This is a genomic window from Kitasatospora sp. NPDC054939 (assembly GCF_053610105.1).
On sequence record NZ_JBSGXP010000081.1, the window covers coordinates 1 to 14,724 of the forward strand.

15 protein-coding genes are annotated in these 14,724 nt (G+C 73.7%); 10 read left to right on the top strand and 5 right to left on the bottom strand.

Annotated elements, in window-relative coordinates:
* Window positions 1-66 precede the first annotated feature (66 nt).
* Window positions 67-1,284 carry a cytochrome P450 gene (locus ACWGB8_RS22440; RefSeq protein ID WP_452215324.1) on the bottom strand — a complete coding sequence of 406 codons (1,218 nt, stop codon included), beginning with the start codon at window positions 1,282-1,284 and terminating at the stop codon, window positions 67-69.
* Window positions 1,285-1,406: 122 nt separating this feature from the next.
* Here ACWGB8_RS22440 and ACWGB8_RS22445 point away from each other — a divergent pair, with 122 nt between their 5' ends.
* The 3 genes from ACWGB8_RS22445 (at window position 1,407) to ACWGB8_RS22455 (ending at window position 3,071) form a co-directional block, all read left to right on the top strand.
* The gene (locus ACWGB8_RS22445; protein WP_452215325.1) at window positions 1,407-1,763 is read left to right on the top strand and encodes an arsenate reductase family protein; all 357 of its coding nucleotides are present in this window, start codon (window positions 1,407-1,409) and stop codon (window positions 1,761-1,763) included.
* Window positions 1,764-1,852: 89 nt separating this feature from the next.
* Window positions 1,853-2,431, top strand: a complete 579-nt coding sequence (locus ACWGB8_RS22450; protein WP_452215326.1) for a DUF1697 domain-containing protein — start codon at window positions 1,853-1,855, stop codon at window positions 2,429-2,431.
* A 91-nt stretch (window positions 2,432-2,522) separates the two neighbouring features.
* Window positions 2,523-3,071 (top strand): FHA domain-containing protein, encoded by a 549-nt coding sequence (locus ACWGB8_RS22455; protein WP_452215327.1) that lies wholly within the window; start codon window positions 2,523-2,525, stop codon window positions 3,069-3,071.
* Between the two features lie 18 nt (window positions 3,072-3,089).
* Here the strand turns inward: ACWGB8_RS22455 and ACWGB8_RS22460 are convergent, their stop codons facing one another.
* Window positions 3,090-4,052 (bottom strand): DUF1152 domain-containing protein, encoded by a 963-nt coding sequence (locus ACWGB8_RS22460; protein ID WP_452215328.1) that lies wholly within the window; start codon window positions 4,050-4,052, stop codon window positions 3,090-3,092.
* 77 nt (window positions 4,053-4,129) lie between these two features.
* Complete coding sequence (locus ACWGB8_RS22465; protein WP_452215329.1) at window positions 4,130-4,777, bottom strand: TetR/AcrR family transcriptional regulator C-terminal domain-containing protein; 648 nt, start codon at window positions 4,775-4,777, stop codon at window positions 4,130-4,132.
* Window positions 4,778-4,900: 123 nt separating this feature from the next.
* On the opposite strand from ACWGB8_RS22465, the gene ACWGB8_RS22470 reads away from it, so the two are divergent.
* The gene (locus ACWGB8_RS22470) at window positions 4,901-6,388 is read left to right on the top strand and encodes an FAD-dependent monooxygenase (protein ID WP_452215330.1); all 1,488 of its coding nucleotides are present in this window, start codon (window positions 4,901-4,903) and stop codon (window positions 6,386-6,388) included.
* A gap of 97 nt (window positions 6,389-6,485) precedes the next feature.
* Here ACWGB8_RS22470 and ACWGB8_RS22475 read toward each other — a convergent pair whose 3' ends face one another.
* On the bottom strand, window positions 6,486-7,250 hold the full coding sequence (locus tag ACWGB8_RS22475) for a hemerythrin domain-containing protein (protein WP_452215331.1): 765 nt from the start codon (window positions 7,248-7,250) through the stop codon (window positions 6,486-6,488).
* 179 nt (window positions 7,251-7,429) lie between these two features.
* Window positions 7,430-8,470, bottom strand: coding sequence for an alpha/beta hydrolase (locus ACWGB8_RS22480; RefSeq protein WP_452215332.1), 1,041 nt, complete (start codon window positions 8,468-8,470; stop codon window positions 7,430-7,432).
* A 359-nt stretch (window positions 8,471-8,829) separates the two neighbouring features.
* Here ACWGB8_RS22480 and rplQ point away from each other — a divergent pair, with 359 nt between their 5' ends.
* The 6 genes from rplQ to glmM all read left to right on the top strand — a co-directional run bounded on the left by rplQ (window position 8,830) and on the right by glmM (window position 14,719).
* Window positions 8,830-9,315, top strand: a complete 486-nt coding sequence (rplQ, locus tag ACWGB8_RS22485; RefSeq protein ID WP_452215333.1) for a 50S ribosomal protein L17 — start codon at window positions 8,830-8,832, stop codon at window positions 9,313-9,315.
* Window positions 9,316-9,389: 74 nt separating this feature from the next.
* The gene (gene truA / locus ACWGB8_RS22490; RefSeq protein WP_452215334.1) at window positions 9,390-10,289 is read left to right on the top strand and encodes a tRNA pseudouridine(38-40) synthase TruA; all 900 of its coding nucleotides are present in this window, start codon (window positions 9,390-9,392) and stop codon (window positions 10,287-10,289) included.
* A 42-nt stretch (window positions 10,290-10,331) separates the two neighbouring features.
* Window positions 10,332-11,990 carry an ABC-F family ATP-binding cassette domain-containing protein gene (locus tag ACWGB8_RS22495; protein WP_452215335.1) on the top strand — a complete coding sequence of 553 codons (1,659 nt, stop codon included), beginning with the start codon at window positions 10,332-10,334 and terminating at the stop codon, window positions 11,988-11,990.
* Between the two features lie 209 nt (window positions 11,991-12,199).
* On the top strand, window positions 12,200-12,643 hold the full coding sequence (rplM, locus tag ACWGB8_RS22500; protein WP_452215336.1) for a 50S ribosomal protein L13: 444 nt from the start codon (window positions 12,200-12,202) through the stop codon (window positions 12,641-12,643).
* A 45-nt stretch (window positions 12,644-12,688) separates the two neighbouring features.
* On the top strand, window positions 12,689-13,189 hold the full coding sequence (rpsI, locus tag ACWGB8_RS22505) for a 30S ribosomal protein S9 (protein WP_452215337.1): 501 nt from the start codon (window positions 12,689-12,691) through the stop codon (window positions 13,187-13,189).
* 165 nt (window positions 13,190-13,354) lie between these two features.
* The gene (gene glmM, locus ACWGB8_RS22510) at window positions 13,355-14,719 is read left to right on the top strand and encodes a phosphoglucosamine mutase (protein WP_452215338.1); all 1,365 of its coding nucleotides are present in this window, start codon (window positions 13,355-13,357) and stop codon (window positions 14,717-14,719) included.
* The last annotated feature ends 5 nt before the right edge of the window (window positions 14,720-14,724 follow it).

The window sequence follows — 14,724 nt, forward strand, 5'->3', positions numbered from 1 at the left end:
GCCCGGCCGGGGCGGGGGCCCGACGCTTCCCGCGTGCCGGGGCCCGGGCGGGCCGCGGGGCCGGGGTCAGCGGACGGTGATCGGGAGGGTCTCGTAGCCGCGCAGGACCAGCCGGGAGCGGCGGGTGGCGAGGCCGGCCGGGGCCAGCCGGGGGAAGCGGTCGAGCAGCGCCGGGAGGGCGGTGACCGCCTCCAGCCGGGCGAGCTGGGCGCCGAGGCAGTAGTGGGCGCCGCCGCCGAAGGAGAGCGGGTGGCTGTCGGTGCGGCCCGGGTCGAACAGGCCGGGGCGCTCGTATCGGGCCGGGTCGCGGTTGGCGGCACCCAGCAGCACGATGACGAAGCTGCCCCGGGGGGCCTCCAGCCCCTCGACGGACAGGCCGTCGGTGAGCGCCAGCCGGGTGGTCACCTGGACCGGCGAGTCGAAGCGCAGGACCTCCTCGGTGAACTGCTCCGGACCGATCGCGCCGGTGCGCAGCCCCTCCATCGCCTCCGGGTGCCGGAAGAGTACGGAGAGGCCGTTGCCGAGCAGGTTGGTGGTGGTCTCGAAGCCGGCCACCAGCAGCAGGACGAGGTTGGCGAGCAGTTCCTCGGCGGAGAGCCGCTCGGGGTCGTCCGCCGCGATCCGGGCCAGGTCGGTGACCAGGTCGTCCTGCGGGCGGGCCAGCCGCTCGGCGGCCAGCTCGGTGAAGTACGCCGAGAGCTCGCCGGCGGCGGCGTCCGCCCCGGTCAGCTCGGAGTAGTCGGGGACGAACTCCAGGGCGTTGGTCAGGTCGCCCGCCAGCCCCTTGAAGCGGTAGCGGTCCTCGGCGGGCACGCCCAGCAGTTCACAGATCACGCCGACCGGCAGCCGGAACGCGAAGGCGTCCATGAAGTCGACCGGGGAGCCGTCGGCCCCCTGCTCGGCGAGTTCGTCCAGCAGCCCGTGGACGGCGGCCTCGACGGCGGGCCGCAGCGCGGCGACCCGGCGGGCGTTGAAGACCGAGGCGATCAGCGAGCGGACCCGGGCGTGGTCCGGCGCGTTGCGCTGCAGGATCGAGCGGCTGAGCAGCATCACCGAGGCGTGCTCCACCGGCTCGCCGCCGGCCGCCGCCACCATGTCGACGTCGACCAGGCCGAAGCCCGGGTTGCGCAGCACCCGGTTGGCGGCGGCGTGCCCGGAGACCAGCAGGGTGTCCGGTCCGCAGGGCGCGGCCGGGCCGAGTGCGTGCGCCCGCTCGTACAGCGGGTACGGGTCGAACCTGCCCTCCTCGGAGACCAGTCGGTCGATGATGGCGATTCCGTCCACGGTCGTGCTCCCCTCGTGGGCCGCCGGTGCGCCCGGTTCGTCAACCTCCGGTACGCATACAGTGGTTCCCGGGCGGGGCGGGTTCGTCCGGGGCGCGGGTGGCGGGTCGCTACCCTGGCGGTATGGAGATCTGGATCAATCCACGGTGCGGGAAGTGCCGGTCGGCGCTGGGTGACCTGACGGCGGCGGGCGTCGAGTACACCGTGCGGCGCTACCTGGAGGACCCGCCGACCGCCGCCGAGCTGGAGCAGGTGCTGGAGCGGCTGTCGCTGGAGCCCTGGGACATCACCCGGCTCGATGAGCAGCCGGCCAAGGACCTCGGCATGAAGCAGTGGACCAGGGAGCCGGGCGACCGGGCGCGCTGGATCGCGGCGATGGCCGAGCACCCGATCCTGATCCAGCGCCCGATCATCACCGCCGACGACGGCCACGCCGTGGTCGCCCGGACGCCCGAGGCCGTCCGGTCCGTCCTGCCGTAGGGCGGGTCCGACGGTTCCCGCCGCGCCGGTCCGCCCCGGGCCGTCGCGGCGGGCCGTCCGTTGTCGGTGCCGGCTGCCAGACTGCCGGGGTGACCACCACGACCACGTACATCGCCTTCCTGCGGGCCGTCAACGTCGGCGGCCGGACGGTGCGGATGGAGCGGCTGCGGGCGCTCTTCACCGAGCTGGGCCTGGACGGCGTGCGGACGTACATCCAGAGCGGGAACGTCTTCTTCAGCACCGCGGAGGGCGCCGGGGAGCCGCTCGGCGGGCCCGGGCGGGCCGCGCTGACCGCCCGCATCGAGCAGCACCTGGCGCAGGAGCTGGGCTTCCCGGTGCCGGTGATGCTGCGGACTCCGGCCGAGGTGGAGGCGCTGCTGGCGGCCGAGCCGTTCGCGGGGGTGGAGGCCGGGCCGGACGTCCGGCTGATGGTGGCCTTCCTCTCCGAGCCGCTGCCGGCCGGCTTCGGGCTGCCGCGGACCACCCCGAAGGGGGACGCCGAGATCCTCTCCGCCGACCCGGGCACCGCCTTCGTCGTGGTGCACCTGCGGGCCGGCCGGATGAACACCAATCCCGCCGACGTCTTCGGCCGCGACTACCCCGGGCAGGCCACGACCCGCTTCCTGCACACCACGGAGAAGATCCTGGCCGCCGCGAAGAAGGTCTGACCTCCTAGGCCCTGTCCGGCCGAGGAGGTCAGGGCCGAGGGGGCCGGCGGGAATCTGGACAGTCGTGCACGGGTGGACCGACAATCGGGCCATGACGTCACCAGAGATCCGGACACACGTGGTCCGGCCCTCCGAGGCCGAGCGGGACCAGGCGCTCGGGGTGCTCCGGGAGGGCGCGGGCAGCGGCCGGCTGTCGCACGACACCTTCCTCGGCCGACTGGACGTCGTGCTGCACACCGACAGCCGCGCCGAGTTGGACGAGGTGATGGCCGACCTGCCGAACGGCAACCGGCTGAGCCGGCTGGCGTTGCGCGCGGCGGGGCGGCTCTCGGCCTTCGGCGTCCGGCTGCGCCGGGCCTGGCGGGTGGAGCGGCTGCCGGGGCTCAGCCTGCCGCAGGCCGGCGGCACCGGGCTGCTGACGATCGGCCGGCTCCCGGGCTCGGGCCTGCGGCTGAACGACGCCTCGGTCTCCCGGGCCCACGCCGAGCTGCGCCTGGAGGACGGCAGTTGGGTGCTGTACGACCTCGGCTCGACCAACGGCACCCATGTGAACGGCTTCCGGGTGGCCGGCTCGACCCGGGTCCGGGCGGGCGACCAGGTCCGCTTCGGCAACCTGGAGTTCCGGCTCGCCTCGGGCTGAGCGCCGCGCCGCCGGCGGTCAGTGCGGGTACGCCCGGGGCGGCCGCAGGCCTGGCAGCGCGTCGCGGAATTCCTCCACGATGCTGCTGATCTGACGGGTCTGCACGGTGCGCTCGATCAGGTCGAGGTATCGGTGCTCGGCGGCCAGCGCCTCCACCGTGGCGCCGAAGTACAGCGTCATCAGCGGATTGACGAAGAGCTCGCTGTGCCGGGTCCGGTCGGTGAACCGGACGTCGCCGAACTCCCCGCGCAGTGCCGCCGCCACCGAGCCGTTGACGATGCTCGGGTGCTCCGGGAAGGCGGCCCGGGCGTGTTCGACGGCGTCCAGGTAGAGCGCGCCCTCCCGGCTGTCGCGGGGGATGGAGAACGCGCCGAGGTAGCCGCCGGCCCGCTCCAGGGCGGCCAGGTTCTCCAGCACCAGGGCGTGGTTGACGCCGTGGTGGGCGTCGATGCCGAACCCCAGGCAGGCGACCAGCCGTTCGGGCACATTGGTGAGGCCGGCGACGGCACCGAGGCTGGCCATGTCCTCCTCGGGGGTGCCGAGCCCGCTCTCGTCTCCGCGCATCAGGATGTCGGTGCCGCCGTCGACCAGCAGGATCGCGTCGATGCCCAGGTGGTCGACGAGCGTGCGGTACGCCTTGCGCAGCGGCCGGACGCCGACCGAGGCGAAGGCCCAGACGGTGTCGGGCATCCGGTGGGCGTGCAGCCAGCGGGCGAGGGTGCGTTCGGGGAAGTAGCCCTCGGGGGCATCGGTGTCGGGGCGGATCCGGGCCACGTCGGGGGCCAGCCAGACGTCCGTGGGCAGGCCGTAGAGGTGGCTGAAGGACAGGTTCGCCAGGTGGACGTCCTTGCCGGCCGCGCGGAGGGCGAGGGCGAGCGGGAGGCCCGCGTACACGTCGAAGCCGCCGCCGGCCCCGGCGATCAGGATCCGCTCGGCGGCCAGCAGGCGGGTGACGAGCGGCGGTTGGAGGAGTGAGGTCACCGGGCGGACGGTAGCACCGGGCCCGCGGACCGGAAGCCGCCCCGGGGCCGGGCGGCGGCGGGGCGGTCCGCGCCGGGTCAGTCCGCGGCGGGGGCGAGGACGGCGGCCACCCCGGCGACCACCACGGCGAGGCCGCGCTCGAAGCGGTGCTCGAAGTCGTCGAAGAGCTGCTCGCCCGCGGCGGCGGCGAGGGCGTGCTCGGGGGCGATGGCGGCGGCGCGTTCGCCGGGGTCGTAGCCGGGGGCGCGTTCGCCGGGGAGCGGCTGGACGGCCTGCTCCTCGATGACGAAGCCGACGGTGTACGCGTACGCGGTGGTGAACGCCTGGACGGCGTCGCCGAGTCGGAAGCCGGCGTCGGTGAAGGCGGACAGCATGCGGTGCTGTCGTGCGGTGTGGCCCTGGTCGGTGAGGCGGGTGCCGCTGAAGACCTTGGCGCCGTCGCGGTACCGGAGCAGGCCGGCGCGCAGGGTGCGGCAGGTGGCGGTGAGCGCCTGCCGCCAGTCGGCGGGCGCGGGCTCCGGGCCGTCGGTCATCCGGCGGAGCATCTCGGTGGCCAGTTCGTCGAGCAGCGCCTGCTTGTTGGCGAAGTGCCAGTACAGCGCGGGTGCCTTGACGTCGAGTTCGGCGGCGATGCGGCGCAGGGTGAGCCCGTCGAGGCCGGTTTCGTCGAGCAGCCGCAGGGCGGTGTCGACGACCTGGGCGCGGTCCAGCTTGGGCGGTGCCATGGGCGGGCCTCCGGGGCGGTTCCGATGTGGTGGGTGGCCGCGGGCGGCCGCCATTGACAATTTAACACCGTTAAGCCCATGCTCGTGGAGCAGCCACTTAACAGCGTTAAGGAGATGGTGACCATGCAGCACGCCCCGCGGCACCGGACGGACGTCCTGATCGTCGGAGCCGGGCCGACCGGCCTCACGCTCGCCTGCGACCTCGCCCGCCGCGGGGTCAACGCCCTGCTGGTCGAGGCCGCCCCCACGCTCTTCCCCGGTTCGCGCGGCAAGGGGCTCCAGCCGCGCACCCTGGAGGTCCTGGACGACCTCGGGCTGGTCGACGCCGTCCTGGCGGCCGGCGCGCCGTACCCGCGGATGGTCGGCTGGGAGGGCGGCGAGCGGCAGGGCGAGTGGGACCTCTTCGAGCGGGCCGAGCCCGATCCGACCGTCCCGTACCCGGACGTCCGGATGGTCCCGCAGTGGCGCACCCAGGAGCTGCTGCACGAGCGGCTGGCGGAGCTCGGCGGCCGGGTCGCGTTCGGCACCGCCCTCGACGCGCTGACCCAGCGCCCGGACTGCGTCGAGGCCGCGCTGACCGGCCCGGACGGCGCGGCCCACACGGTCGTCGCGCGCTACCTGGTGGCGGCCGACGGCGGGCGCTCCACCGTCCGGCGGGCGCTGGGCGTCCCGATGGCCGGCGAGCAGGTCGACCCCCGGCCGGCCCTGGTCGCCGACGTCCGGGTGGACGGGCTGGACCGGGGGAACTGGCACGTCTGGCCGAAGGCGCCCGGCGGGATGCTGCTGCTCTGCCCGCTGCCCGGCACCGCCGACTTCCAGCTGTTCGCCCGGTTCGACGACGGCGACGCGCCGGACACCTCGGCAGAGGGCGTCCGCCGGACCGTCGCCGAGCGCACCCACCTGGCCGCGGACGCCGTCCGGGAGGTCCGCTGGGCCTCCGACTTCCGGCCCCGCGCGGCGCTGGCCGACCGCTTCCGGGTCGGCCGGGTCTTCCTCGCCGGGGACGCCGCGCACATCCACTCCCCCGCCGGCGGCCAGGGCCTCAACACCAGCGTCCAGGACGCGTACAACCTGGGCTGGAAGCTCGGGCAGGTGCTGCGGCACGGCGCCGACGACGCCCTGCTGGACAGCTACGAGGCCGAGCGGCTGCCGATCGCCGCCGACGTGCTGGAGCTCTCCACCGCCCTGCACCGGGCGGGCGGGGTGCGGGCGGGCACGCTGCGCCGGGGGCCGCGCACCGAGCAGCTGGGCCTCGGCTACGAGGACGGGCCGCTCACCGTGGAGGCGCGCGGGGGGCTGGCGCAGGAGGCGCTGCGGGCGGGCGAGCGGGCCCCGGACGCCCCGCTGGACGGCGCCGGCGGCGGGCCCGCCCGGCTGTTCGACCTCTTCCGGGGGCCGCACGTGACCGTGCTCGCCGTCGGGTGCGCGCTGCCGGACGGGCCCGGCGGGCGGCTGCCCGCGGGGGTGCGCAGCCACCGGGTGGACGGCGGGGTCGCGGAGCGGGCGTACGGGCGCGGGCTGTTCGTGGTCCGGCCGGACGGCTACCTGGGGCTGGCCACGTACGAGCCGGCCGACCTGCTCCCGTACCTGGCGCGGCTCGGCGTCCGCTGAGCAGCACGGACAAGGGCCCCGGGCGGGCCTGCCACGCGCGTAGATCGAGGGCCTGCGAAGGCCGCGCGGCGCACCCGGCCGACCGCCGGGCCGCCGCTCACTCGGCCGTGCGGTCCGCCGAACCCTCGGCGGGGCCCCAGAGCGGGGCGGTGCACCGCTGGTAGGTGGCCTGCCAGTGCGGCCAGTGCCGGGCCACGCTGTCGTCGCACTCCGCGATCAGCCGCTCGACCTGCGACGGCTCGACGCCGTCCAGCAGCCAGGCCACCGCGTCGGCGGTGCCCGGGCCCTCGGCGGAGCGCAGCAGGTCCAGCAGCTCGGGCAGGCCGCCGACCCGGGAGGTCTCGGTGAAGACCAGCTCCATCCGCGGCAGCAGCTGGCGCTCCTCGATCCGCAGGTGCGTCTCCAGCCGGGCGGCGAGGTCCTCGACCGCGTACGCGACCGGCCAGGCGCTGCCCGCGTCCCGGCTGGCGATCCGGACCAGGGTGGTGACCCGGGTGAAGGAGTGGTCGAGGTTGTGGTGGTCGGCCTCCAGCCAGTTGAGCAGCAGGCGCAGCTCCGGGGCGAAGCGGCGCAGGATCGGCCAGAGCCGGGTGTCCTGCTGCTCGTGGTGGCAGGTCAGCATGGCGGTGACGAAGTCCCAGTGCCGCAGCAGCGCCGCGCCCTGCTCGTCGTCGCCGGGCTGCAGCAGGCGCAGGGCGTTGGGCAGCCGGGCGAGGTCGCGGCGCAGCGCCGAGTGCACCAGCCGCAGGCCCGCGAAGCGCAGGGTCTGCGGCTCCTCCTCGGTCGCGGTGCGCGCGGTCGGCACGGCGGCCGGCTCGGCGGGCACGGTGGGGTTCGCAACGGGCAGCAGATGGCTCGGCATGACGCTCTCGACGCTCTCTTCGGGCTGAGGGGAGACTGGGCGTCCAGGGTTCTGGTTCACCAGGCCCCGGGCGGCCGGAGTCCGGCGCCACCAGGGTGCGAGGAGTGCATCAGGGTCGAATCAATGTCCGATTGACGTGCAGGTCAGCGGCGTGCGGGGCCCTGCCGGGGGCCCCGCGCTCAGTCGGCCTCGGGGGCCGCCAGGTTCTTGCTGAACCACTCCAGGGCGTCCGGGATGACCTTCTTGAAGTCCGAGGTGAGGTGCTTGCCCCCGGGCTGCTCGTAGTACTCCACGGAGAGCGGCGGCGCGGCCTTGGCGATCCACGCCTTGACCAGCCGGACCTCGTACGCGTCGGCGCCGCCCGCGGTGGCGAGGATCTTCACGTCGGCCTTGCCCTGGGCGACCATGACGTCCGGGCTGTTGGCCAGCCGCTCGGTCTCGTGGCCCTTCCAGAGCGGGGAGTCCGGGTTGAAGTAGCCGTCGATCGGGACGGCGGCCTTGAACTTGTCGGGGTGCTGCAGGGCCAGCTTGGCGCTGCAGAACGCCCCGGTGGAGGCGCCCATCAGGCCCCAGCCGTCGCGGCCCTTGACGGTGCGGAAGTTGGCGCGGACGAAGTCGGGGATGTCCTCGGCCATCCAGGTGCCCATCTTCGGCTGGCCGGGGATGTCGGCGCACTCCAGGGCCCGGGACTCCTTGGAGTCGAGGTTCTGCACCGGCATGATCATGATGAAGGGGTGCGCCTTGCCGGCCTTCGACAGCTCGGCGTTGACCTCCTGGATGGGCAGCTGGTTGTCCGTCCAGGTGTTGTAGCCGGCGCTCTGGCCGCCCGCGTAGAGGGTCAGCACCGGGAAGCCGGTCCGGGCGTACTTGGGGTCGTTGTACTCGGGCGGCAGCCAGACCCAGACCTTGCCGGAGACGCCGGACTTGGGGCCGGTGAGCGTGGTGACCATGATCTGGCCGGCGGCGGTGTCGCGCGCCTTGGTGAGGGTGGCCTGCGGTCCGGTCGGCATCAGCACCCGGGGCGGCTTCGGCGGGGCGGTGGTCGTCGGCGCCGCGGCGGTCGGGCTCCCGGTGGCCGGGGCCGCGGAGGCGCTCCCGGTGCCCGCCTTCGCCGCGTCGGCGCTGCCGTCCGCACTGCCGCAGGCCGCCAGTGCGGCGGCCAGGGTGAACGCGGCGGCGCCGGTGAGGACGGCGCGGGTACGGCTGGACTGCGGCTGCACGGTGAGATTCTCCGACCGGTGTCACGCCCGCTCCGTCGGGAGCCGGGCGGTGGCCCCCGGGTGGGGCCGAGACGGACCGGGGCGCGGCTCGTCGCGCGGTCCCCGTTGGCGGCGCCTCCGCCGGGGGGGGTGGCGCGCCGTCCTGCGATCTTATGACGTGGACCGGGGCGGGCCGGTTGCGCCCCGGCCTGCGGGTTTGCCCGCTTCGCACCCGTTCGGTCCAATGCCCGGCCGTGGGGGGGGGGGGGGGCCCCCCCCGCCCCCCCCCCCGACCGCGTTGAAAGTCGTGCGGGCACCGTGTCCGTACGCCCGCTGCGGTACCTGGTACGGCCGCAGTCGGAGATTCGAGGAGTAATTCCATGCCGCGTCCCACCAAGGGTGCCCGCCTCGGCGGCGGCCCGCACCACGAGCCGCTGCTGCTCGCCGGTCTGTGCCGGGAGCTGTTCCAGTACGGCCGCATCACCACGACCGAGGCCAAGGCCCGTCGGATGCGCCCGCTGGCGGAGAAGCTGATCACCAAGGCGAAGAAGGGCGACATCCACAACCGTCGCCTGGTGCGCAAGACCATCACCGACATCTCGGTGCTGCACACCCTCTTCACCGAGATCGCGCCGCGCTACGAGAACCGCCCGGGTGGCTACACCCGTATCACCAAGATCATGCCCCGTCGTGGCGACAACGCCCCGATGGCCGTGATCGAGCTGGTCGAGGCGCTGACCGTCGCGCAGAACGCCGTCGGCGAGGCCGAGGCCGCCACCAAGCGTGCCGTCAAGGAGGCCGACGCCAAGGCCGAGGCCGCCGCGGAGACCAAGGCCGACGAGGCCGAGGCCGCCGAGCAGGCCTGACACCTTCCGGTGTTGCGGGCCCGCTTCCCCATCCGTGGGGGAGCGGGCCCGTTCCCGTACCCCGAGGAGAAGAAGTGGCAACCGACTGCGCCGAGCAGCCCCCGGTCAAGGACGGCCCGGCCGACGGGTACGTCCGGATCCGGCTGGACCTCGCCTACCACGGCGCCGAGTTCTCCGGCTGGGCCCGCCAGCGGGGCCGCCGGACGGTCCAGGAGGAGATCGAGAGCGCCCTCCAGGTGGTCACCCGCAGCGCGGAGCACTTCCCGCTGACCGTGGCCGGCCGCACCGACGCCGGGGTGCACGCCCGCGGCCAGGTCGCCCACGTCGACCTGCCGCGGGAGCTGTGGGCCGGGCACGGCGAGAAGCTGCTGCGCCGGCTGGCCGGACGGCTCCCCGCCGACGTGCGGATCTACCGCGTCGCCGAGGCCCCGGCCGGGTTCGACGCCCGCTTCTCCGCGATCTGGCGCCGGTACGCCTACCGGGTCGCCGACCACCCCGGCGGGGTGGACCCGCTGCTGCGCGGGCACGTCCTCTGGCACGACCGGCCGCTGGACGTCGAGCGGATGAACGAGGCCGCGAAGCTGCTGCTCGGCGAGCACGACTTCGCCGCGTACTGCAAGAAGCGCGAGGGCGCCACCACCATCCGCACCCTGCTGGAGCTGCACTGGGAGCGGGTCCCGGTGGACGCGTACGCCGCCCAGGAGGGCTCGCTCGCGGTCGCCACCGTCCGTGCCGACGCCTTCTGCCACAACATGGTGCGCGCCCTGGTCGGCGCGATGCTGCTGGTCGGCGACGGCCACCGCCCGGTGGAGTTCCCGGGCGAGGTGCTGGCCGGCGGGGTCCGCAACTCCGCCGTCAACGTGATCCGGCCGTACGGGCTGACCCTGGAGGAGGTCGGCTACCCGGCCGACGAACTGCTGGCCGAGCGCAACCGGGCCGCCCGGCGGATGCGCACCCTGCCGGGGCAGCCGTAATCCGTTTGGGCCCTGGGCGGGTCCCTTGGGACAATCGCCCGCATGGGACACGTCGAGATTTCGCACCTTGAGTACTACCTGCCGGACGGGCGGGTGCTGTTCGACGACGCGTCCTTCCGGGTCGGCGAGGGCACCGCGGTCGCCCTGGTGGGCGCCAACGGCGCCGGCAAGACCACCCTGCTGCGCATGATCGCGGGCGACATCCAGCCGCACGGCGGCTCGGTGACCATCAGCGGCGGCCTCGGCGTGATGCGCCAGTTCGTCGGCACCACCGGCCGCGAGGACCGGAAGGACACGCCGGGCGCGCTGCCCGCCGACGCCTCCGTACGGGACCTGCTGGTCTCGGTGGCGCCCGAGCGGATCGCCCGGGCCGCCCGCGCGGTCGACGCCGCCGAGCTGGCGATGATCGCCCAGGACGACGAGAAGACGCAGATGGCGTACGCCCAGGCGCTCTCCGACTGGGCGGACGTCGGCGGCTACGACTACGAGACCGACTGGGACGTCTGCACCACGGCCGCGCTCGGCATGCCCTTCGACCGGGCCCAGTGGCGCGGGCTGAACACCCTCTCCGGCGGCGAGCAGAAGCGGCTCGTGCTGGAGGCGCTGCTGCGCGGCCCCGAGGAGGTGCTGCTGCTGGACGAGCCGGACAACTACCTGGACGTCCCCGGCAAGCGCTGGCTGGAGGAGGCGATCAAGGCCACCTCCAAGACCGTGCTGTTCATCTCGCACGACCGGGAGCTGCTCTCCCGGACGGCCGAGAAGATCATCAGCGTCGAGTCCGGTGCGGCCGGCAGCAGCGTCTGGGTGCACGGCGGCGGCTTCGACTCCTTCCACGACGCCCGCAAGGACCGCTTCGCGCGCTTCGAGGAGCTCGGCCGGCGCTGGGACGAGGAGCACGCCAAGCTGAAGAAGCTGGTCGTCACCCTGCGCCAGGCCGCCTCGGTCAGCCACGCCCTGGCCACCCGCTACGCGGCCGCGCAGACCCGGCTGAAGAAGTTCGAGGAGGCCGGCCGCCCGGAGGAGCCCCCGCGCGAGCAGAACATCACCATGCGCCTCAAGGGCGGCCGCACGGGCGTGCGCTCCTTCACCATGGAGCAGCTGGAGCTCAGCGGCCTGATGAAGCCCTTCGACCTGGAGGTGTTCTACGGCGAGCGGGTCGCGGTGCTCGGCTCGAACGGCTCGGGCAAGTCGCACTTCCTGCGGCTGCTGGCCGGCGACGACTCGGTCGCGCACACCGGCTCCTGGAAGCTCGGCGCCCGGGTGGTGCCCGGCCACTTCCGGCAGACCCACGCCCATCCGGAGCTGTTCGGGCGCACGGTGCGCTCGATCGTCGAGGAGGAGCACGCGCTCAGCCGCGGCGCGGCGATGGGCGCCCTGCGGCGCTACGAGCTGGACCGCCAGGAGGAGCAGAAGTTCGAGTCGCTCTCCGGCGGCCAGCAGGCCCGGCTGATGATCCTCAAGCTCGAACTCGACGGCGTGACGGCGCTGCTGCTCGACGAGCCGACCGACAACCTGGACCTGGAGAGCGCCGAGGCGCTGCAGGCCGGGCTGGAGGCCTTCGACGGCACGGTGCTCTGCGTGACGCACGACCGCTGGTTCGCCCGGAGCTTCGACCGCTTCCTGGTCTTCGGCTCCGACGGGCGGGTGTACGAGGCCCCCGAGCCGGTCTGGGACGTGACCCGGGTGGAGCGCGAGCGCTGAGGGATTTTGACCCCTCCCCGTGCGCCCGGTAACCTGGGCGCTTGATGTGCGTATTGGCTCGCTCTATCTCACGTGAGAGGTCGGTACGCCGGAGACATCAGGTCGATGACCAGCGGTCCGCCTTGAATTGCGTCCAAGGCCGACCAGGCTGATCCGCTCGTCCGGTGCTCCTGTCAGGACTCACTCACTGAAAAGCGAAGGCTACGACCGTGCGTACGTACAGCCCCAAGCCCGGCGACGTCCAGCGTCAGTGGCACGTCATCGACGCGACCGACGTCGTGCTCGGCCGCCTGGCCTCCCAGGCCGCCAACCTCCTCCGGGGCAAGCACAAGGCGATCTACGCGCCGCACGTTGACACTGGTGACTTCGTCATCATCATCAACGCCGACAAGGTGCACCTCTCGGGTAACAAGAAGACCCAGAAGATGGCCTACCGCCACAGCGGCTTCCCGGGCGGTCTCCGCTCGGTCCGCTACGACGACCTCCTGGCGAACAACCCGGAGAAGGCCGTCGAGAAGGCCATCAAGGGCATGATCCCCAAGAACAGCCTGGGCCGTCAGATGCTCTCGAAGCTGAAGGTCTACTCGGGCGACCAGCACCCGCACGCTGCCCAGCAGCCGGTGCCGTTCGAGATCACCCAGGTCGCGCAGTAATTCGGCCACCAAGCCCCCCAACACTGAAAAGAGCTGAGGAACACCGTGGCCGAGACCACTGAAACCCTTGAGGTCGACTTCGACGAGGCCGTCGAGGGCGAGTACACCTCCGAGGAGAGCTACACCTCCGAGTCGCTGGCCGGCCGCTTCGGCGAGGCCGTCCCCGGCGCCGGCCTGGGCCGTCGCAAGGAGGCGATCGCCCGCGTGCGCATCGTCCCCGGCACCGGCCAGTGGAAGATCAACGGTCGCACCCTGGAGAACTACTTCCCCAACAAGGTGCACCAGCAGACCGTCAACGAGCCCTTCAAGCTGCTGGAGCTCGACGGCCGCTACGACGTCGTCGCCCGCATCAGCGGTGGCGGCGTGTCCGGCCAGGCCTACGCGCTGCGCCTCGGCGTCGCCCGTGCCCTGAACGAGGCCGACGTGGACAACAACCGCGGCGCCCTCAAGAAGGCCGGCTTCCTGACCCGTGACGCCCGCGCCGTCGAGCGCAAGAAGGCCGGTCTCAAGAAGGCCCGCAAGGCGCCGCAGTACAGCAAGCGCTAATTGCGCCCCAGGGGTGCGTACCGCCCTGGTGGTGCACACCCCTGGATGCGCTCCCACGCCCCGGAGTACCCCGTGTACTCCGGGGCGTCGTGCTCCCCGGCCGTTGTGCGGTGGCCGGGGATCGATCAGATTTTCTGCCCAGCAGCGGCGATGGAGGACGGGACAGTGGGACGACTCTTCGGTACGGACGGCGTACGGGGTGTGGCCAACGAAGGGCTGACGGCGGAGCTGGCGCTCGGCCTGTCGGTGGCCGCGGCGCACGTGCTCGGCGAGGCGGGGGCCGTCGACGGCCACCGCCCGGTCGCCGTCGTCGGACGCGACCCGCGAGCCTCCGGCGAGTTCCTGGAGGCGGCGGTCATCGCCGGTCTGGCGAGCGCCGGCGTCGACGTCCTGCGGGTCGGCGTGCTGCCCACCCCGGCGGTGGCGTACCTCACCGGCGCGCTGGGCGCCGACTTCGGCGTGATGCTCTCCGCGAGCCACAACGCCATGCCGGACAACGGCATCAAGTTCCTCGCCCGCGGCGGCCACAAGCTGGACGACCGGATCGAGGACGCCGTCGAGGCCCACTACCGCAAGCACGCCCTGGGCGGCGAGCCGTGGAACCGCCCCACCGGCGGCGCGGTCGGCCGGGTCCGCGAGTACACCGAGGGCTTCGACCGGTACGTCGCCCACCTGATCGGCGTGCTGCCCAACCGCCTGGACGGCATCCGGGTGGTCATCGACGGTGCCCACGGCGCCGCCGCCTACGTCGCCCCCGAGGCCTTCGCCCGGGCCGGCGCCGAGGTCGTCCACGTCCTGGGGACGGAGCCCACCGGCCTCAACATCAACGACGGCGTCGGCTCCACCCACCTGGACAAGCTGCGCACCGCGATGAAGGAGCACCGGGCCGACCTCGGCATCGCGCTCGACGGCGACGCCGACCGCTGCCTGGCCGCCGACGCGGAGGGCAACGAGGTCGACGGCGACCAGATCATCGCCATCCTGGCCGTCGCCATGAAGGAGGCCGGCACCCTGCGGGGCAACACCGCGGTCGCCACCGTGATGTCCAACCTGGGCTTCAAGCTGGCGATGCAGCGCGAGGGCATCGACCTGGCCGAGACGGCGGTCGGCGACCGCTACGTGCTGGAGGCGATGAAGGAGCACGGCTTCGCGCTCGGCGGCGAGCAGTCCGGCCACGTCATCCTGCTGGACCACGCCACCACCGGCGACGGCACCCTCACCGGCCTGATGCTCGGCGCCCGCCTGGCCGCCACCAAGCAGCCGCTGGCCGACCTGGCCGCCGTGATGACCCGGCTGCCGCAGCTGCTGATCAACGTCAAGGGCGTCGACAAGAGCCGGGTGAACACCAGCGCCGAGCTGGCCGCGGCCGTCGCCGAGGCCGAGGCCGAGCTGGGCTCCACCGGCCGCGTGCTGCTGCGCCCGTCGGGCACCGAGCCGCTGGTGCGCGTGATGGTCGAGGCCGCCGACCAGGTGCAGGCCAAGGCGGTCGCGGAGCGGCTGGCCGAGGCCGTCCGGACGCACCTGGGCTGACCCGC

What these genes read in the sequence shown, in the direction of transcription:
- ACWGB8_RS22445 (WP_452215325.1), top strand. Translation starts at nt 1,407, where the DNA reads ATGGAGATCTGGATCAATCCACGGTGCGGGAAGTGCCGGTCGGCGCTG.
- ACWGB8_RS22455 (WP_452215327.1), top strand. Translation starts at nt 2,523, where the DNA reads ATGACGTCACCAGAGATCCGGACACACGTGGTCCGGCCCTCCGAGGCC.
- ACWGB8_RS22465 (WP_452215329.1), bottom strand. Translation starts at nt 4,777, where the DNA reads ATGGCACCGCCCAAGCTGGACCGCGCCCAGGTCGTCGACACCGCCCTG.
- ACWGB8_RS22470 (WP_452215330.1), top strand. Translation starts at nt 4,901, where the DNA reads ATGCAGCACGCCCCGCGGCACCGGACGGACGTCCTGATCGTCGGAGCC.
- ACWGB8_RS22475 (WP_452215331.1), bottom strand. Translation starts at nt 7,250, where the DNA reads ATGCCGAGCCATCTGCTGCCCGTTGCGAACCCCACCGTGCCCGCCGAG.
- rplQ (WP_452215333.1), top strand. Translation starts at nt 8,830, where the DNA reads ATGCCGCGTCCCACCAAGGGTGCCCGCCTCGGCGGCGGCCCGCACCAC.
- ACWGB8_RS22495 (WP_452215335.1), top strand. Translation starts at nt 10,332, where the DNA reads ATGGGACACGTCGAGATTTCGCACCTTGAGTACTACCTGCCGGACGGG.